The sequence below is a fragment of the Arthrobacter sp. SDTb3-6 genome (genome assembly GCF_013376095.1).
Lineage (GTDB): Bacteria > Actinomycetota > Actinomycetes > Actinomycetales > Micrococcaceae > Specibacter.
This window is the reverse complement of sequence record NZ_JAAMFN010000053.1, coordinates 1-19,103: the sequence shown is the minus strand read 5'-3', so window position 1 is coordinate 19,103 and position 19,103 is coordinate 1. Positions and strand designations below refer to the sequence as shown.

Genomic DNA, 19,103 nt, shown 5'->3' with positions numbered 1-19,103 from the left:
GTCAGTGGCGAAACGAGCCATGACGAGCGCTGCATCGCGCAGAGTGTCACGGTCACGCCGTAGGCTGGAGATTTCCTCAGCGGAGACCACCTCTGCGACGACTCTGCCATGTCGGGACAGGGGAACATCGTTTCCCGCTTCAGCCGAGGCAACCAGCGAGGATAGGCCGGCACGGGAGGCTTCTGTGATGGTCATGGTGGTCATACAAAAACTATACAGATTTCTGTGTAGATTTTCAAGGATGGAAGAAATTGTGTCGCGGTCGAGCTTACGTCTACGAAGGCCGGTTGCCTGCACGCAGGTGGCCAATTGGCTTGAGTGAACATCGGCGAGGTGTTGACCGGTCGGCTCTATATTGCAATGTTTAAGGGACCTGATGATCCAAGGTTGGTTTCTGCGATCCTAGATCGCCGTAATGTGGGATTGGGAGAAGCGATGGGCGGAATATTGATTCGTCAAGGTGATGGAACGTGGCTCGAACCGCTCGAGGCAGGTTATGGCTTGGAGTCTGAGCTTCAGGAGATCCTTGCCTCGCACCCAGAGCTCATTCCGGGAGTCAGTTCGGCGGCCAAAACGTGCCGGGAGTTCCAATCTGACGTTGGTCCTGCTGACATTGTCGTTGTTGACTCAACGGGAGAGCTGACGTTGGTCGAGTGCAAGCTGGCCTCGAATCCCCAGATTAGGCGTGAGGTCGTCGGGCAGATGTTCGATTACGCGTCTCGGCTGTGGAAGATGGATGTTGAAGAGTTTGCCGCGAAATGGCAGGCCCGCACTTCCCACCCGTTCATTCTCGATGAAGTAGACGGGGGAATTTTGCTGAGGGGGGCCTTGGCGCGAAATCTTGCGGACGGTAGCTTCCGCATTGTCCTGGCCGTGGATGTCATCAACCCCGCGTTGAAGAGGATGATCGAGTATCTCAACGCCATGGCCGGTCCCGGGACCTCGGTGATTGCCGTTGAATATTCCCGCCTAAGACAAGGCTCCGTCGAGATACTGATGCCACACGTGTACGGGCAGGAACTGGCCGAAGCCAAGTCAGTCCGGAACAGCAGGGAAGTGACGGCCTGGGACGACGGTACTTACCGCTCCTGGTTGCAGGACCATGACTCCGAGAATCTCGAAAGGTTCGACTTTTTCCTTACGACGGCACTCGCGGCGGGGCTTACGTTCGCAGGTTCCACCTCGGTGCATCCTGCAGGAAGCCTGCCGATCCTCAGCCGGAGAAATATCCGGCTAGGCACTGTGTCTTTCTTCTATTTTTCGGGTCAGGGAACCTCGGTAGAGATCAACCTCGGACGGATGGCAAAGCTGTCAGATGAAGAATTGCCAGACGCCGAAGCCCGGGATTTGTTTCTCCAGAAATTGAGAGACATCCCCGTTCTTCTGGAAGTGGCGGCGAACCTCAAGACAAGCAGTTTCGCAAGCCGTAAGCCGAATGTTCCGCTGTCCATGTTCTCGAAGGACGCGATCCAGAAGGCCGTCGACGCCCTGGGCACACTTACCGGCGCGTGAATCGACGACGTCTCACAACCTATAGGTTTCGAGGCGTTTAGGTTATGAGACAGCGGATCCGTGCTCAGACCTGACTCGCGACGCGGCGGATGCCAGCTGGATCGGATGGTGACACCCTGCACGAATTGCTGGCAGTTTCCAAGGCACTCCGCGATCGGGTGGAATTTGTCTGCGCCCGTGGAACCATGGACGGCGGGGGCGTCGTCGTGGCTCGCGCTGCCGGAGAGCCCGTTTCGTTGCAACCCCTCCCTGGTCAGGTTCCGCCCCACGTCAGGAACCTTCGGACCCGGAACCGTCAGGACCCTACCGGTACCGGGATCGCGGATCTTACTGAGCCGTTTGCCATTACTTCCGCGGAGTGAATGCCCCGCTTCCAGGTGAGGTATCCGCCGTCGAGGTTTTGCGCGGTGAAGCCGAGCTGGGTCAGTATCCGGGCCGCCGTATTTCCTCGCTGGCCGACGGCGCAGTGCACCACCAGCGGCGCATCGGGCAGTTCGCCGTGGCGGGTGCGCAGCTCGTCGACGGAGACATTGATGGCACCGGGGATGGCCCCGGCATCAAATTCGGCGGCACTGCGCACATCGACGATCTGGGCTCCGGCGGCAACGGCGTCATCGAGTTCGTGCCATTGCAACGTACTGAGGTTGCCGGCTGCGAGGTTGTCAGCAATCATGCCCAGCATATTCACCGGGTCTTTAGCCGAGCCGAATTGCGGCGCGTAGGCCAGCTCCAGGTCGGCCAGTTCACTGGCCGTAATTCCTGCACGCATGGCTGTGGCGATGACGTCGATGCGCTTATCCACTCCCTGTCCGCCAACACCCTGGACGCCGAGAATCTTGTCATTTTCCGGGTCCACCAACAGCTTCAGCGACATCCCTGTGGCACCTGGGTAGTAGCCGGCGTGGTTGGCCGGGTGCGAATGAATGGCGCGGTAGGCCCGGCCCGCAGCGCGCAGCCGCTGCTCATTCCAGCCGCTCATGGCGGCCGTCAGCCCGAAGACACCGACGACGGCGGTGCCCAAGACCTCTGCGGCACGAACCGTCCGTCCAGTGATGACATCGGCAACAAGGCGCCCGTGCCGGTTGGCGGTCTGCGCCAGCGGCACCAGCACGGCCCCGCCGGAAATGGCATCGCGCTTTTCAGCGGCGTCACCAACTGCATAAATACGCGGGTTGCTGGTGCGCTGAGAGGCATCCACCACCACTCCACCAGTAGTTCCAACGCTCAGGCCGGCGGCCCGTGCCAACCCGCTTTCGGGGCGCACGCCGGTGGCGGTCACCACCAGGTCGGCCGCGATGCGCGTCCCGTCGGCGAGGACTACGGCGTCGTGCTCAATGCCCCTTGTTACGGCACGGGTGAGTACGGTTACCCCGTTCGCCTCGAGACGCTCGACGACGGGAGTCACCATTTCAGGGTCAAGCGGCGCCAGGATGCGGGGTCCGGACTGCAAGAGGGTGACCCCCATCCCGCGAAGGACCAGGTTTTCGGCGAGTTCCAGGCCGATGAAACCGCCTCCGAGGATCGCTACCCGAGGGGTCTTCCGGGCGCCGGTATTTTTGGCTGCACGGGATTCCAGCACGGCCAAGTCCGCCATGATGGCATCGAGGTCGGCCACGTCGCGCAGACTATGCGCGCGCTCAATACCCGGGAGCTCGGGACGGTACGGTGCGGCGCCGGTGGCCAGCACCAAGGCGTCGAAGCCCTGCTCAAATTCGCCCCCTGTGGTGAGATCACGCACGGTGACGGTCCCGGCGTCGGGATTCACGGCCGTAACCTCGTGGCGGATGCGAACATCGAGGTTGAAGCGCGACTTCAGCGACTCCGGGGACTGCAACAGCAGCTCTTCCCGGTCCTCGACGACCCCGCCCACATGATAGGGCAGGCCACAGTTGGCAAAAGAGACATGCCCGCCGCGCTCAAAGACGGTGATGGCAGCGTGTTCGTCATTGCGCCGGAGCCTGGTGGCCGCGGACATGCCCCCGGCAACGCCCCCAACAATGACTACGCGCCTGGTTACCGCACTCATTTGCTGTCCACCTTTGTGCCGAAAAGCCTGCTGAACCATCCGCCGGTCTTGTCCTTGGGTGCAGCAGGCTTTGGCGCGTTGCGGTCGCAGGAGCAGCGTTCGGATTTGGGGATATGGCGCATGACATCCTCAACGTGGTTGCCACAGCCGGCCCAGGTGGTCTTGTTGCAGGAACGGCATTTCACGGCACGGCACATGTGGTTTCTCCCTATTTTTCGATACCCCCATGGGTATGGTTGACACCAGCTTACATACCCAGGGGGGTATGCTGTCAAGGTAAGGCCAACAACAAAGGAGCATCATGCAGCTGTCCGAAGAAGCCTCCAAGCCCATCATCAACAGACTCCGCCGCGCCAATGGCCAGCTGACGGGCATTATCCGCATGCTCGAGGAACGGCGCGACTGCGAGGACATCGTGATGCAGATGGCAGCCGTGGGAAAGGCCCTGGATCGTGCGGGCTTCGGTCTTGTCGCAGGCAGCCTGAAAGAGTGCTTGGCCTCAGGACAAAGCGACGACCTGGACAGCGGGAAGCTGGAAAAGCTGTTCCTGTCCCTCGCCTGACAGTCTGGGCGCCAGGAGGAACTGCGGGACCTGGATCCCGATTATGTTCCGCGGAACATAATCAAAAACCATGTGCCTGGGGTACGGCGCCGATGTGTTCAAAGACGGTGCGCAACCCTGGCAGACGCACTCGGCGGTCTCGCCGGCGTAGGCCTGGACGAAGCGCATGTTCGAGAACGGGAAACTGACGATGAGGATATGCAGGACCTGCCGGATCCCGGCAATGATCGCCTCGCCCTGGCCGAAGTCGACCTGCATGGTGGCGGCGGGCCAGACAAGCTCGGTAAAGCCCTCCCCGGCGCCACGGTTCAGTGCCACCCACTTCTTCACGAACCGCTGGACGGGTGAATAGGTGCCGGTGAACCCGTGCTCCTCGGTAAGCCGGTCAAAGACCCGCTTGGCCGTATGCCGCTGTTTCCGCGGGCGGCGGGCATCCTCGCCCAGCCACGTTTCGATTATGTGCTTGAACCCGGCCAGCACCGAGCCCCGGCCCGGCCGTTGGTGCCGGTGGGGCCGGGGAGAAATTCTCCTGCCCGGCATACTTGGCCGCCGAGGCCCGGCTGACACCCAACCGCCGGGCGATCTCCCGCACCGGCACTCCCTGGGAGTCCAGTCTTCTGATATTTTCTTGTACGGACATGGGTACCGTCATCTGCTTTCCAGCACTTCCGGCGCATACGCTTCGCAATGGCAGCGCCGCAAGGAACCTATCGGGAGGTGGCGGGCCCATGTCCCCAACACTCTGGACAGGCCCCGGCCACCGGGTGATCTCAATGTGAAGGCCAACCCCGAAACCATGATCTTGAGGGGAAAAAAGCTGGCCTGATTCTTACCGCTCTTTTGGCCTGAAACGAGCCGCTAACTTGGCCTACATTCCTAGCTGAAACGGCCTACATATAGTTGATCACACACAGCAGGCGACTTGGTCTGGCGTGCGGTGTGTGTTTTTATGCGAGGGTCACCCCCGGAACTGGTCCGGGAGTGACCTTGGCATGATTGATTTATGTGACCGGGATCAGCTGCGTTTGAGGAAGATGCTGACGTCGTCGTTGTTGATCAGGTCGGGCACCGTCCAGCCGTCCAGGTCGTATTCGCTCATGCATTGGTCGGCGAAGCCGGTCATCATGGCTGTGGTGCCCTGTGCCTGGGCGGCGAAGAGTATTTCGGCCTTGACGTTTTCGTGGTTGCCGGAATAGTTCCGTTCGTAGAGTTCGTGTCGGCCGCCGAATTCGGTGCCGATCGCGTCCCAGAGAAGCTTCATGAGCTTGACCCGGTCCACGGCCTGGATGCCGCCGGAGCCGCGGACGTACTTGTCCAGGTAAGGGCGGATTTCCGGAGTCTTGAAGTCCAGGGCCGAGGAGTTCAGGTAGATCAGCCCGGAAGCGACGTCCTGTTGGATGATTTCCTTGATTCGCGGGTAGCCGGTGGCCATGAACATGCGGTAGGCGAGCCCGTAGTCCAACTTCGGCAGCACGGTCCCGTCGGGGCCGGCATCCGGGTTCAGCGCCATGGCGTCGGCGAGGGCGTAGAACATGTTCCGCCAGCCGATAACCTCTCCGGCCCGGGCCTGGACGCCGCGGAAGTCCTTGGTTCCGGCGATCTCCAGGGCCTTGAGGAGCAGGCCGGCGATGAAGTCCAGTTTGACCGCCAGTCGTATGACGCCTTGGTATGTGAACCGGTTGAGGAAGCCGGTTTGCGGGAAGAAGTTGTTGATCTTCTCCACGTCCCCGTAAGCGAACACGTTCTCCCAGGGAATGAGGACTTTGTCGAACACGAAAACGGAATCGTTCTCGTCCAGCCGGCTCGAGAGCGGGTAGTCGAACGGGGTGCCCATCACGGCGGCCTGATGGGAGTACGAGGCGCGTGAGATCAACTTGACGCCCGGCGCATCCATGGGGACGGTGCAGATCAGCGCGAATTCTTTCTTCTTGATCGGCAGACCGTAGTGGGCAATGAAGTTGTACTGCGTGATGGCCGAGCCGGTTGCGACGACCTTCGCCCCGGACACGATAAGACCGGCATCGGTTTCCTTCTCGACTTTCATGAACACGTCCCCGACCTGGTCCGGGGGCAGGTGGCGGTCCACCGGCGGGTTGATGATCGCGTGGTTCCAGTAGAGGACCTTTTCCTGCGATTCGTTGTACCAGCGGATCGCGTTGTCCTTGAACGGTTCGTAGAAGTCCGGCATTCCGCCCAAGGTGCCCAAGAAGGCGCCCTTGTAGTCAGGGGAGCGGCCCATCCACCCGTAGGACATTCGCGCCCAGGTCTCTATCGCGGTGCGCGAAACCTTCAGGTCCTCTACGGAGCGTGCTGCCTTGAAGAACGGGTGGGTCATCCCGCCGGAGCCGGTGTCGGTGGGCACTAGAAGTTTAGGCGCGGTGTCCGGGTTGTGGAACCCGTCGTAGAGGCGTGCGGCCATGCGCACTGAGTTGCGGAAGGCCGGGTGCGTGGTGACGTCCTTGACCCGTTCACCGTAGATCCAGACCTCCCGGTCGTCTCGCAGGGACTCGATGTATTCGTCGCCGGTCTGTGGCAGCAGCGGATTCGCTGGGGCGGTACGGGCCGACATGTCAGGCAGAGCAGGGTTCTTAGGGCTTTCGATGGTCTCGGTCATGGCGGGTGCCTTTCAGTGTTTTGTCGGCGTCTTCGCCGAACAGGAGGGAAATGGAACAAATGGGGGGGGAAGAGATGGGATGGAAGCAAGGGCAGGGAACGAGGCGGCGCTGAAAGCGTCCTAGCGCTGCGCCCGGGTTAAACGGCGGCAGCGAGGGGTCGGAAGGCCGCGGCGCCGGTGATCCAGCCGGCCTCGTGGCCGTCACCGCACAGCTCCCATGGAGTGCCGCCGACGAGGCTGCCGAGGTGGTGAAACTTGCCGCCGAAGAACAGCAAGGGCTCCAGCGGGGTGATCTCAAGGTGCTCGACCTCGCCGACAACGATCAGGTGGTCCCCGCCGTCGTACACGCGCCACGGACGGCACTCGAGGGTGGCCGCATTGCCTGCCAGCACCGGAACGTCCGTGGCGCTCTGGCCCCACATGGGGCCGCCCTTCATCGGCTTGCCGGCAAAATGGAGGCAAGTCTCAAGTTGTCCCAGGGACATCACATTGATCGCGAACGGCCGATCCTCCACGAGGGCGGAGAGTTTTGAACTGCGCATCAGCGTCACCTGGGCCAGCGGCGGGTCCAAGGACACAGAGGTGAAAGCGCTGACCGTCGCACCGTGCGCCGTACCGTCATCGGATGTCGTAGTCACCACGGTCACGCCGGTACCGAATCGGCCGAACGCGTAGCGCAGGTCCCTCTGATCGATCATGGATGTTTCCGGCATCGCGTGCTCCTGAGGCTGTTGGGGTGTGTTGTCCCATTCAGCGTGGCGCAAATCATGAGCTTTTGGGTGTCGCCCATCACATGATGTCAGCTAGGTGCACGAAGATGTCCGGTCAGTGCAAAATAAGCCGCTTTGCCCCTTCTGTGAGGGCCGCTTTGCGCTCCATCGAGGGCGTGACGGCGTAGCGCGCCTTGTAGGCACGCGCGAAGTAGGCTTGCGAGGCGAACCCGCAACGGCCGGCGAGGGTTGCAATGGAAGACCGAGCCTCGCGCTGATCCGTCAGAAGGCGTCGGGCGAGTTGGAGCCGGAGTTCGAAGATGTAGGCGCTAGCCGAGGTGCCAGTCTCGTTGAAGAGGCGGGCGAGGTGCCTTTCGCTAATGCCGACGGCGAAGGCCACCTTGGCCACGCTGAGTTCGGTGTCCCCCAGGTGCTCGGTGATGTAGGAGCGGGCGGCGGTGAGGTGGCAGGCGCCGGTGCCGCTGCGGTCCCCTGCGAGGATTGCGGAGAGCAACTCGAACGCCGCGGCTTCGGTGCTCTCCGCGTCCCCCGGGCGGGACAGAGCGTCAGACACCAGCCGGGCCAGGGCGAATGCCCGCCGATTGGCTATTTGCTCCTCCCGGAAGTCGAAGATGATGGGCCTGGTCAACGGCCGTCCGCCGGTGATTTCGAGATAGTCTTCATGCGGGATGGTCAACACCATTTCCCGCAACCCGCGGCTGAAGCCACGCATGAAGGGGCGGTCGACGTCGTAGATGACCGCTTGTCCCGGCCTGAGTGACTCGAAGCCGCCTTGGTAGTAGAAGAACGCCTCGCCTTCGATGGCGAAGAACACCGCCACCGAGTTCGTCGGGTGTCGCCGGATGAACGCTTCGTTGCGCTCCACCACCTGGGCACTGCCCCTAACGGAGGCGAACTTCAGTGAGGGGAAATGGAGGTTGATCTCGGCTGCCTGCAGCGGTTGTTCATCCATGGTGCGGATGTCGAGCGCGATAAGAGCCTTGGCATTGTGGTGCTCCCACAAGTGCACCCGGTTCACGGACGGAATGCCGTCGGTGGAGAATCTCAATGCCTTCGCGCCGGGGGGATGTTCGGAAGTCATGGAAGCTAAGTGTAATCCCGGTCACAGGCGCTGTAACAGTCTCAGCGCAATTTAGACGAGCGGGACGGAGCGAACATAAATGGCCCGGCGCCGAAGGTCCGGGAACGCCACGCCACGGGACTTGACCGTCACGTCAGGGTCTTTTATGAAGTTGGAGACTTGGTCGCCCCCAATGCAAGAGACCCGGACGCTTTTCATTTGCCCGTCACGCCGGACGCAGCCAAAATCCGAGACTCAGCTGGCCCGAACCACGCGTTGAGACGAAGAACCGGGTTTGGCTGCCAAGTCGTCGTTGTCGGCGCCGAACGGCCCTTGCACCTATAGGGCTCCTGATCGTTCTTTATGTCGGATTGGTTCCCGTGCAGAGCCGAACGTCGGGGCGGGCTGACTTACTGCCTAATTGGTTTGCGGGCGACATGGACTTTGACCCCTTTGTCACGCAGCCTCGCGATGTGCTCTTTATCAGTATCGGCGTCAACGATGACTGCGTCGAAACGCTCAAGTGAGAGCATCGCGTGCAGGGCCCGCTTCTCGAACTTGGTGTGGTCGGCCAGCAGTATCCGCTTTGCTGCAGCGTCGAACATCGCTCGCTTGACATCAACGGTCTCCTGGGTTTGGTGAAATGCAATGTCGTCAGTGATTGCAGAGGTCGACATAAAGAGGACGTCGCAACGCAGGGAAGAGAGGGCCTCGGTCGTCATCCGACCCATGAAAGCACTGCACCAGTTGTAGTACTGACCTCCGAGCGCGAGCAGAGAAATGCCTTTTGTTCCGCTTAGATCGTTGATGACAGTCAAAGTGTTGGTGATCACCGTCAGCGGCGTTCGATCTTTCAAATGCGGTACCAGACGAAGGGTAGTCGTTGAGTCGTCGAGGATGATCGCTTGGCCCGGTTCGACGAACTTCAGCCCGGCTTGAGCGATCGCTTCCTTCTCAGCGAGTTGCCGATTCGATCGGTAGACGTCGCTCGACTCGACCAGTGCCGTCGACAACGCTGTTGCGACCCCTCGGTTCTTACGAATGAGTCCACTTGTCTCCAACTCATCGAGATCGCGGTGGACTGTCATCACACTGATGTCGAAGCGTTCTGCGAGTTGTTCAATGCGAATTGCCCCCTCCGCCATGACTGCTTCGCCGATCGCGCGCTGGCGCTGCAGTTGTCGGGTCTGGCGGTTGACCGGAGATCGATCTCCTGGGTTCAGCACCATATCTCTCGACTCACCCCATCCTCAGTTGAGAGTTGTTTAACGCGGCTGCTTCGTCAAGGATAAGGGCGAACTGTTTGGGATCGTGTGCGAACCGTCCCAAGAACAGCCCATCGGCTTTTCTCCCTAGCATCGACAGGGTGCCGGGTTGGGCGCTTCCCCCGTATAGGACCGACGAGGCCCGGATTCGATGGTCGCTGGCCAATCTTTGGCGTAATTCCGTGATGACTCTTCCTATATGTTCGGGGGAGGCGGGCTGGGTTTGCCCGATTGTCCACCGCGGTTCGTAGGCAACGATCAAATCATGTCCGCCATCGGAAGGTACGACATCGGTGAGTGCAGACTCCAGCTCATGAACAGTCTCGAGAGCTGCCTGCGCCGAGTCCGACTTCTCAGTTTCGCCGACGCAGAGGACTGGCGTCAGGTGGTTTCGGAGCGCTGCTGCGAGCTTCCGGCCGACGGTTTCATCGTCATCCCCAAATATTGTACGTCGTTCGGCGTGCCCAACTTCGACGTAGGAGCAGCCAACCGCGCGCAAGTCAGTCCCGCTGACCGCTCCGGTGAAGGCGCCTCGGTCCTTCCAGAACAGATCCTGGGCCCCTATGCTTACCGGTGTTCCCCGAAATGCGTCCTTGACAGCAGGAAGTGCGGGGAGTGAGGGTAGGACGAACAGACGGACTCTGCCTTGGGCGATGGCTGGATGTGTTCGGGTTAACTTTGACACGCTCTGTGCCCAATGCATGGTGTCGGCGACATCTAGGTAGAGCTTGAGACTCACGCCTAGGACAATCGGGGATTCGATATTGTCTATAGTTTGTGATGCAGTATCAGTCACAGGACCCGGTGCTCTCGTATCCGTCGATGACCGATACCTTTTTGGCGGATGCGGAGGACTCGTCGAACTCGTAGCCTAGCCATTCCCTTGCGAGACGGCGTGCAAGTTCGAGGCCGATGACTCTCTGTCCGAATGTAAGGACCTGGGCGTTGTTGCTTAGGACGCCTCGTTCGACGCTGTAGCTGTCGTGAGCCGTCACCGCCCTGATTCCGGGAACCTTGTTGGCGGCGATTGCGACCCCGAGTCCGGTGCCACACACGAGGAGTGCCCGGTCTGCTAGGTTGTCGCGGATGCTCTCGGCCGCGGCGATTGCGACTGTGGGATAGGGTGTGTGGGCTTGGGCATCGACCCCCACGTCGATGACTTTGGATACTCTAGGGTCTTTTTCAAGGTCCGCTTTTAGTGCCTCCTTGTATTCATAGCCCGCATCATCGGATCCGACGACAATTCGCCAGGTACGGCTCATCTTATTTCTCCTCTGTGTCGTGTGTGTCCAGGGCCGCAGCCACCGCTGTAACGGCGAGTGCAAGCGAGATGGCCCCGGGGTCGGGGCTTCCTAGACTCTTCTCCATGTGCGGCCGGGCGCGTCCCAACCTCGGAAGGAGGTTGGCTGTGGCGTCTGCCGCCAAGCTGGCTGCTGTTGCAGCGGCCGTCCAGGCCGGAACCAGTCCAAGTCCTTCATTGGCGAGTTCACTGAGGCGGTCAGCGAAGGGGGTCAACGCGTCAACCAGGGTTTTGTCGCCGACTTGTGCCTTTCCTGCGTGCTGGACGGCCTCGAGTGCAGCTTCTACTGCGTGCGCCACTGCCACGACGTCTGGTTTTTCAGCGTCTCCTATGCGCCCACCCACGGTGCGCAGGGCGAGTCCCCACAGGGCTCCGGAGGTCCCGCCGGCCTCGGTTCCCCATGCTTCCCCGGCCTGGGTGAGGACGGTACCGGCGCCGGCGCCGGCGGAACAGGCGGCGGCAGCTGCCTTGGCTGCGGCTCGGGCACCTCGTTGCATTCCAATGCCGTGGTCTCCGTCTCCGGCGATTGCGTCGAGACGTCCGAGTTCATCTGCTTGAAGGTCGATCACGTCACGGATGGATTGAATGGCTTTGAGGGCCCTCCGGCCGGCATACGCTGCTTCCTCCGAGGCCGCGACGATCGTTGTGGAGTCAGTTGCTTGGTCAGTGGCAGATGGGGTCGCAGTTGCGTTGAGTTTCATGGTGCTCTTGCGGTATGCAGGGGAGTATGCAGGTGAGCGCCAGGCCGCTTCGAGGTCGCCGTCGAGCCATACGATGGTGAGGGAAAGTCCCGCCATTTCAAAGCTAGTGGCGTACTCGCCGACCTCGGGATCGACGATGGTGAGATCCGCCGACTTCAGGAGCGAAGCGATCATGCCGTAGAGCAGGAAAAGCTCTTCAGACTTGACTGATCCGAGGCCGTTGACGATTACGCCCACCCGGTCGGCATTGGAGGTGAGGCCATCGGGTCGCTCGGCAAGAACTCGGTCAACGAGAAGTTCGGCGAGCTCGCGAGCGGAGGGCAGGGGCACGGTCTCTATTCCGGGCTCACCGTGGATTCCCATACCCACGGCCATTTGCCCTGCCGGAATGGCGAACAGCGGTTCCGCGGCGCCCGGAAGGGTGCAACCTGAGAAGGCGACACCGATGGACCGGGTGTGATCGTTTGCGCGAGCCGTGAGCGCGGCGACGGCATCGAGGTCAAGGCCTTGCTCGGCGGCCCAGCCGGCAACGCGGAAGACGGCGAGGTCTCCTGCGATACCGCGGCGCTTTTCCCGCTCGTTATTAGGTGCGCTGCATATGTCGTCGGTGACGCGCACCGTCTGGCAAGGTATTCCTTCTGCGCGCAGTTGGTCTTGGGCTTGGTCGAAATTGAGGGCGTCACCGGCGTAATTGCCGTAGGTCAGGAGCACGCCTGCGTCAGATGCCACTGAGCGTGCCACCGCGACGATGTGTTGTGCGCTGGGGGAGGCAAAGACGTTTCCCATCGCGGCTCCGTGGGCAATTCCAGGGCCGACAAGACCGGCGAAGGCCGGATAGTGGCCGGAACCGCCGCCGATCACGACGGCGACCTGGCCAGGAGGAGTCGCTGCGGCACGGACGACGCCGCCGCGCACGCGGCTCACAAGGTTGTGGTGTGCGGCGACGAATCCGTCGGCGGATTCGTCGGCGAAGGTCGCCGCGTCGTTCAGTATGTAGCTCATGATCCCTCTCGTGGACTTGGGGTGGGGACGGATGCCCTGGGCATCCGCCCCCACATGGCCGCACAGTGCGGTCGGCCGGTAGTTTGGCGCTCGGCTCAGCCTGAGTATGTGAAGGGAGCGGTCATCTTGTCGACATTGGCCTTGGTGATGAGGATGCAGTCAAAGGATTGCTTCTCCTGTGCAGGCTTTGTGCCGGTGCGGATGTACTGGTCCAGCTCGTCCACGGACTTCTTCGCGAAGGTCGCCACTGGCTGCAGGACCGTGTAGGCAAGGGAACCGTCCTTGACTGCGGTGACGGCGTCGGGTGAGCCGTCGAATCCGCCGACGATGACGTTGGTCTTTCCTGCCTGCTTGAGTGCCGCAATCGCGCCGAGGGCCATCTCATCGTTGCCCGAGATCACCGCGTTTATTTTAGGGTTGGCCTGCAGGATGGACTGCATCTTCTGCTGTCCCAGGGCACGATCCCAGTTTGCGGTCTGCTTGGCTACGTTCTTCCAGTTGGGGTACTGCGAGATGACGGTCTTGTATCCGTTGGATCGGGTGGCAGCGTTGTTGTCGGAGGGGAGACCGTACAGTTCGGCGTATGAACCCTGTGTCCCCGCAGCTTTGATCCACTGCTGGGCCCCGATAGCGGCCCCCTGGGCGTTGTTGGACACCAGTTGTCCCAGTGCGACGCCCGTCTGGTTGATCTCCGCGTTGACTAGGAACACTGGGATCTTGGCGTTCATGGCGCGCTTGATGTTCCCGATCGAGCCGTCTGCGTTCGCCGGGTCGAGGATGATGCCGGCAGAGTGGTTCGCGATGGCGGTGTCGATGATGGTGGACTCAGTGTTCACATCACCCTTTGAGGCGGCCACCGTCGCCGTGTAACCGAGCTTCGAGGCTTCGGCTTTCGCGACGTTTCCTTCGGTGAGCCAGTACGGGTTTGAGGGGTCGTTGACGACGATGGTGATTAGGCCGCCCGCCTTTCCGCCGGAATGTGCCGTTGCGGATCCGGACGTGTTTGCGCCGGAGCATCCTGTGATTGCGATCGTGGCTGTGACGCCGAGCGCCAAGGCGATGCCAATATTTTTACGCAACATATGATTTCCTTGCTCTATTCTTTCGGTTACCGTCTGAGGTCCTCAGACGGCCTTGTTGTTGACTGCCGATGGAACGTTGGCATCTGTCTCGATTGCCGGGGAAGGCGGGACGGAAGCTGCCGGGGTCGAAGGGTCGCTGTTTCGACGACGGCGCCTGCCCCGAATTCCGTTGAGAAGGACTGCCAGTACGATTACGGCGCCTGTGAAGACGGTCTGGACGTAAGCCGAAATCCCGACGATTGTTAGTCCGGCGGCCAGAAACCCGATGACGAAGGCACCGAGGAGGGTCCCGCGTACTGTTCCCTTTCCGCCGCTGAGGGCCGCGCCCCCGATGACGACGGCGGCGATCGCAGTCAGTTCGTAGGAGGTGCCCTGTGTCGGTCCGGCCGAGGTGAGTTCGCTGGTGAGGATCACGCCGGCGATTGCCGCGCATACGCCGGAGATTACGTAGGCACGCACTCGCACCTTGCGCACCGGCACCCCGGAAAGTTCAGCTGCGCGGGCGTTGCCGCCCGAAGCGTAAAGCCACCGGCCGTAGACGGTGCGGTTTAGCAAGAGGCTCGCGACGATGGCGACCACGACCAGGATCCAGACTCCGACTGGGATGCCAAGAATCGAATTGAAACCCAGCCATTCGAAGCCCGTGTTGCCGAGATCAGCTCGTCCCCCAAGGTTGTTGACTGTCAACCCGTTTGTGGTTAGAGAGGCCAGACCCCGGATCACGTACATGGTGCCCAGTGTCGCGACGAATGGTGCGACATTCAGTCGTGCGACGAGCAGGCCGTTTATCAGGCCGACGAGCGCGCCAGTTGCAACGGCTAAGACGACGACGACCCATACTGGCGGGTAGAGGACGACGCCGCCGATCGGGAAGCCCTGAAGAGCCAGGCCGGCCACCATGCCTGAAAGGCCGAGGGTGGATCCGACGGATAAGTCAATTCCTCCGTCCAGGATGACCAAAAGCATGCCGACCGAGAGGATCGCGTACACCGAGACCTGCTGGCACATGACAATGATGTTCGACAGAGTGGGGAATGCGCTGGGGGCGAGGAATGAAAAGACCGCGAAGATTACGACGAGGGCGAGGAATGCGCGTGCTTCGAGGAGGACTGCGCCGATTGTTAGTCCCTCGAAGGGATTGCGTCGGCGTGATACCGAGGCTTCAGCCATGGGAATCCTTTAAAATAGTGGGTTTTCTAAGCCAGCACGGCTTCGCCGGAGCTGGCCATGATGTCTTCTTTGCTGGCGGATGGTCCGAATTCGGCGGCGATCTTACCGCGCCGCATGACCAGGATGCGATGGGCGATGCTTAGGCATTCGCCCACCTCGCTCGTGGAGTAGACGACGGCGAGTCCTTCGCGTGCACGTTCGGCGATCAGCTTGAAAACTTCGGCCTTCGCGCCAATGTCGATGCCTCTGCTGGGTTCGTCGAGGAGAAGCACCTTCGGCCCGGTCGAGACGATCTTGCCGATGACGACCTTCTGTTGGTTACCCCCCGAAAGGGACCCAATTAGAGCCTCGCTGCCTGCCGTCTTGACGCGTACATCTTTAATAGCCTCCTTGGTATGTTCACGCTCGAGGTTGGGTGAGACGAACAACCCTTTGACGAACGTGCCAAGGCTGGCCAGTGCGATGTTTTGCCCCACCGACATGGTCTGCACCAGTCCGTCTCGCTGCCGGTCCTCGGGGACGAGTCCCAGTCCCGTTGCGAGGCGTGCTCTTAGGCTCAGCTGCGAAATGTCGGTCTCGTTCATGCGTACCGTGCCGCTAACGGCCGGGGTCCGTCCTGCCACTGTTTCCAGCAGCTCGGTCCGCCCTGCGCCCATGAGCCCGTAGATGCACACAATCTCGCCCTCGCGTACTTGAAGGGTCAGATGATCGACGAGTAGACGGTTTGGTTCCTTGGGGTCGGCAACGGAGAGCTGATCAATGTCCAAGGCAACCGGACCGAATTCGTAACCAGTGGGTGGAGAGCCCAAGTCGAAGTTGTCGCCGACCATGTTTCGCACGATCCATTCGAGGTCGATGTCCTGGGCCAGCGCGTCGGCCGTCATCGTTCCGTCCCGCAGCACGACTGCGTAGTCAGTGACTTGGAGGGCTTCCTCCAGGTGGTGAGAGATGTAGACGATCGAGACGCCCTTGGAGGTAAGGTCGTCTATGACGCCGAAGAGGATCTCCACTTCCGCCGCGGAGAGCGCGGAGGTGGGTTCGTCCATGATCAAAATGCGTGATTCCGCGAGGAGTGCCCGAGCGATCTCGATCAGCTGCTGCTGGCCCAGCCGCAGCTCAGAAACTATGGACGCCGGGTCGATGTCCAGGCCGAGCTCCGACAATACTTGCCGACTACGACGTTCCTCTTCCTTATAGTTGACGCTAAGTCCGTTTCGCAGCTCGGAGCCCATAAAGAGGTTGTCACGCACCGAAAGGTTTGGGGCAAGGCTCAGCTCCTGGTGGATGATTGAGATGCCGTGGCCCCGGGCGTCATTGGTGTCGGCGAATTCGATTTCTTCACCGTCAAGGATGATCGTTCCGGAAGTTGGCTTCTCCACACCTGAGAGGATTTTCATGAGGGTGGACTTGCCCGCACCGTTCTCACCGAACAAAGTGGTGACGGTTCCGCGGTGGACGTCGAAATTAACTCCCTTCAAGGCCCGGGTCGCGCCGTATGTTTTCACGATGTCGCGTGCAGATAACACCGGGGCACCTTCGCGGTGTCGGGTGGACCGAATTTCCTGTGTCATTCCTATTTCTCCACGGTGATACGCGAAGGCGTAACGTTCCACTGCTGGGGGTTGATCAGCGTGAAGGCGCCATAGACCTGAACGGTCTTGCCAGTGAGCGATTGGGCGTTGATTTTCGTGAGTTCAGCTCTCAGCTGGTCGTTGATTGCGGCGCCCGCATCTTGGAGCTGGATCTGGTTCTCGAAATTATTGAGCGTGATGTTCCCTGTGACGTCACGGAGGTCAGTGCCGTTGATGGCCGGGCCAAGCTGGAGTCCAATGTGGGTTCCTGACGGAAGGCCGTCGACCGTAGCCGGCGTGTACCCATCCGACGGGATCTTCCCCAGCACGCCCGTGAACCGTACAGGGATCACGTAAGTCGCACCATCGGAGGATTTCCCGTATTTTTTGGCGGCGGACGCTGGATCGGTGCGGATGGCAGTCGCGAGAATTGAGGCATCAACGGCATTCTTATCGATGAATGCCTGCAGCTTGGGAAACTGTTGTTTACCGTATGCTGCAGCATTGAACGCGGCTGGGCCTTGCGCGGTTCCAGATCCTGTCTGAACGATTTTGGTGCTGGTGAACATGGCCAGTAGCACGACGACGGCTAGACCTGCCCAGATCCATCGCTTCGCGGAGGGACTCAGCTTCTTTTTCTTACCTGCGACGCGAGCAGCAACTGCACTCATCCGAGCAGCACTCGAGACTCAGTGTCGTTGGGGCGGATCTGCAGCTTGCGCCCCTTGCCCTTGCGGAACATGTCCAGTGCCTCCGAATAGTCGTCGAGGGTAAAGGAGTGGCTAATCATCGCCTTTGCATTAATGGCGCCCGCCTCAAATAGTTCTACGGCGCGTCCAAAGGAGTTCAGGACTGCCATCGTTCCGACGATCGAGATTTCATCCCTGTAGATTCGGAAGGGCGAGAACTGGGCAGTGCGGTCGGCAGGAGCCACGCCAAAGTCCTGGAAAAAACCAGCCGGCTTCACACGTTTGAGCGCGTCTTCGATCGCCTGGATGTTTCCGGTGCAATCAATAACTACGTCCCATTTCTCCCGCCCGGCTGAGTCTGCGGTCGTGTAGCGCAACTCAATACCGCATTCTTCGGCGGTTTTGAGTCGCTCCTCGTTGAGATCGATGATCGTCACCGTTGCCGCGCCTGCCTTCTTGGCAAGCTGCGCCATGAGCAGCCCCATCGTGCCTGATCCGTAAACAAGGACGTGGTCGCCGAGGCGGCGGGGAAGGACGTCCCAGCCCCGTATTGCGCATGCCAACGGCTCGATCAGCGCGGCTTCATAGAGGTCAGTCTCAGGCTTGAGCTTGTAGACGTTGCTTGCAGGGGCGGTAAAGAACTGCTGCGAGGCGCCGTCAGACGCCACGACGCCAAGACCGTTCCAGAAGCGGCAGAGATTCTGGTGCCCATTGAGGCAAAATTCGCACTCGCCGCACGTAGTGCTCGGGTTTACGGCGACGTGGTCGCCGACGCTGAAGTCGAAAACCCTATCATTTACACCCTCGCCGAGGGCCACGATTGTGCCGGTGGCCTCATGGCCTGGAACAAGCGGGAACACGGTACCCTCAAACTCGCCGTCGAACACGTGAGCGTCCGTGCCGCAGATGCCGACCGCGGCCGTCTCGATAAGGATTTCTTTATATCCGGGCGTCGGTGTCGGCCGGTCCTGGAGTGCCAGGACGCCCTTGTCGTTGAATACTATTGCGCGCATTATTGCTCCCGTTTCTCGTCTCGTCGGCCGATGGCGCGACGATGGACTTCAGTACTTCCCTCGCTCTCGAGGGGGACCGTCATAGGTATCGTCGGAAAATTGCCGAGGAGAGGCTTGGGCCTCATGTTAACTCTGTGTGATATTGCTCTCGACTTCGTGTTAGATAAACCATAGCGACGCGAAAGTACCTTGTCAACGACTGCCGGGAATTCGGTTATCACAATGGTCTTGTTATTTCGTTGCTTCGTCGTGTGATTAATGACGTGAAGTCTGGATGTTTGAGCGATTTGAAGGGTGCTGGCCGATTGTGCCACCGAAGGTTTAACACGCGGATGGGTATTGCCTTACCCGCGTACCCGCTCTATACTGCGCTCGTCCTTTCGGCACATGCCCTGATCTCAGCAGTCGCCTCAAGAGTCGGTTGCACCGTTCGGAGGCGTGCCTATCTGCCGGTTTTCCTGGGCAGGGCAATTTCGGGAGGGGATGGCAGTTCACTCGGTTGGAAGGGAGAAGATCATGCATTGGCCCGACCCATGTCCAGGAGTGGAGGTGACCTTCACTGGTGCGGCTGGCGACGAGTCCTAAGCGGTGATTGCAGTCAGAGGGCTCGGGGACGTGGACGTCCACAATGGGAGAGGCGAGACAGACTGAGCGGGCAGTTGTTGTTCGTCAGCGTGCCTACTGGGTTGGTCAAGTCCATTGACGTGGTGTAAGGCGTTTGCCGCGTGATTCTTGATTTTGGTTAGGCGCTGAGCGCCAGATCGGGGTTGGAGTCCTCCTGTTCTGTCTCTGTCGCTGGCGTGGA

The 19,103-nt window shown here is 60.6% G+C and carries 16 protein-coding genes and 1 pseudogene; 2 read left to right on the top strand and 15 right to left on the bottom strand.

The annotated features are described in order from the left end of the window. Positions 1-204 (bottom strand): annotated as a pseudogene (locus G6035_RS19810) (type II toxin-antitoxin system Phd/YefM family antitoxin); the annotation flags it as partial. 114 nt (positions 205-318) lie between these two features. Here G6035_RS19810 and G6035_RS17855 point away from each other — a divergent pair. Continuing rightward, positions 319-1,512 carry a hypothetical protein gene (locus tag G6035_RS17855; protein ID WP_176618454.1) on the top strand — a complete coding sequence of 398 codons (1,194 nt, stop codon included), beginning with the start codon at positions 319-321 and terminating at the stop codon, positions 1,510-1,512. Positions 1,513-1,807: 295 nt separating this feature from the next. Here G6035_RS17855 and G6035_RS17850 read toward each other — a convergent pair whose 3' ends face one another. Continuing rightward, positions 1,808-3,538 (bottom strand): FAD-dependent oxidoreductase, encoded by a 1,731-nt coding sequence (locus G6035_RS17850; RefSeq protein ID WP_176618453.1) that lies wholly within the window; start codon positions 3,536-3,538, stop codon positions 1,808-1,810. Positions 3,539-3,839: 301 nt separating this feature from the next. Here G6035_RS17850 and G6035_RS17845 point away from each other — a divergent pair, with 301 nt between their 5' ends. Next, complete coding sequence (locus tag G6035_RS17845) at positions 3,840-4,100, top strand: metal-sensitive transcriptional regulator (RefSeq protein WP_176618452.1); 261 nt, start codon at positions 3,840-3,842, stop codon at positions 4,098-4,100. Here G6035_RS17845 and G6035_RS17840 read toward each other — a convergent pair. From G6035_RS17840 to G6035_RS17780, 13 genes are all read right to left on the bottom strand, one after another. Beyond that, positions 4,038-4,640: a transposase gene (locus G6035_RS17840; protein WP_176618451.1), complete on the bottom strand. Its 603-nt coding sequence runs from the start codon at positions 4,638-4,640 to the stop codon at positions 4,038-4,040. The two genes, G6035_RS17845 and G6035_RS17840, sit on opposite strands and share 63 nt — an antisense overlap. 475 nt (positions 4,641-5,115) lie before the next feature. Further along, on the bottom strand, positions 5,116-6,714 hold the full coding sequence (locus G6035_RS17835) for a 4-hydroxyphenylacetate 3-hydroxylase family protein (RefSeq protein WP_218063331.1): 1,599 nt from the start codon (positions 6,712-6,714) through the stop codon (positions 5,116-5,118). Positions 6,715-6,851: 137 nt separating this feature from the next. Further along, positions 6,852-7,427, bottom strand: a complete 576-nt coding sequence (locus G6035_RS17830; protein ID WP_176618450.1) for a flavin reductase family protein — start codon at positions 7,425-7,427, stop codon at positions 6,852-6,854. A 112-nt stretch (positions 7,428-7,539) separates the two neighbouring features. After that, positions 7,540-8,526 carry an AraC family transcriptional regulator gene (locus G6035_RS17825; RefSeq protein WP_176618449.1) on the bottom strand — a complete coding sequence of 329 codons (987 nt, stop codon included), beginning with the start codon at positions 8,524-8,526 and terminating at the stop codon, positions 7,540-7,542. A gap of 389 nt (positions 8,527-8,915) precedes the next feature. After that, positions 8,916-9,734 carry a DeoR/GlpR family DNA-binding transcription regulator gene (locus G6035_RS17820; RefSeq protein ID WP_176618448.1) on the bottom strand — a complete coding sequence of 273 codons (819 nt, stop codon included), beginning with the start codon at positions 9,732-9,734 and terminating at the stop codon, positions 8,916-8,918. Between the two features lie 10 nt (positions 9,735-9,744). Beyond that, complete coding sequence (locus tag G6035_RS17815; protein ID WP_218063332.1) at positions 9,745-10,473, bottom strand: triose-phosphate isomerase family protein; 729 nt, start codon at positions 10,471-10,473, stop codon at positions 9,745-9,747. Between the two features lie 85 nt (positions 10,474-10,558). After that, positions 10,559-11,032: a ribose-5-phosphate isomerase gene (locus G6035_RS17810; RefSeq protein ID WP_176618447.1), complete on the bottom strand. Its 474-nt coding sequence runs from the start codon at positions 11,030-11,032 to the stop codon at positions 10,559-10,561. A gap of 1 nt (position 11,033) precedes the next feature. Continuing rightward, positions 11,034-12,773, bottom strand: coding sequence for a dihydroxyacetone kinase family protein (locus G6035_RS17805; protein ID WP_176618446.1), 1,740 nt, complete (start codon positions 12,771-12,773; stop codon positions 11,034-11,036). A gap of 95 nt (positions 12,774-12,868) precedes the next feature. Further along, the gene (locus G6035_RS17800) at positions 12,869-13,855 is read right to left on the bottom strand and encodes a D-ribose ABC transporter substrate-binding protein (protein WP_176618445.1); all 987 of its coding nucleotides are present in this window, start codon (positions 13,853-13,855) and stop codon (positions 12,869-12,871) included. A 42-nt stretch (positions 13,856-13,897) separates the two neighbouring features. Continuing rightward, positions 13,898-15,025, bottom strand: coding sequence for an ABC transporter permease (locus tag G6035_RS17795; protein WP_176618444.1), 1,128 nt, complete (start codon positions 15,023-15,025; stop codon positions 13,898-13,900). 26 nt (positions 15,026-15,051) lie between these two features. Beyond that, complete coding sequence (locus G6035_RS17790; protein ID WP_176618443.1) at positions 15,052-16,596, bottom strand: sugar ABC transporter ATP-binding protein; 1,545 nt, start codon at positions 16,594-16,596, stop codon at positions 15,052-15,054. Between the two features lie 2 nt (positions 16,597-16,598). After that, positions 16,599-17,267, bottom strand: coding sequence for a DUF2291 family protein (locus tag G6035_RS17785; protein ID WP_176618442.1), 669 nt, complete (start codon positions 17,265-17,267; stop codon positions 16,599-16,601). Then, positions 17,264-18,298 carry a zinc-dependent alcohol dehydrogenase family protein gene (locus tag G6035_RS17780; protein ID WP_176618441.1) on the bottom strand — a complete coding sequence of 345 codons (1,035 nt, stop codon included), beginning with the start codon at positions 18,296-18,298 and terminating at the stop codon, positions 17,264-17,266. Before G6035_RS17780 ends, G6035_RS17785 begins: the two co-directional genes overlap by 4 nt. Positions 18,299-19,103 lie beyond the last annotated feature (805 nt).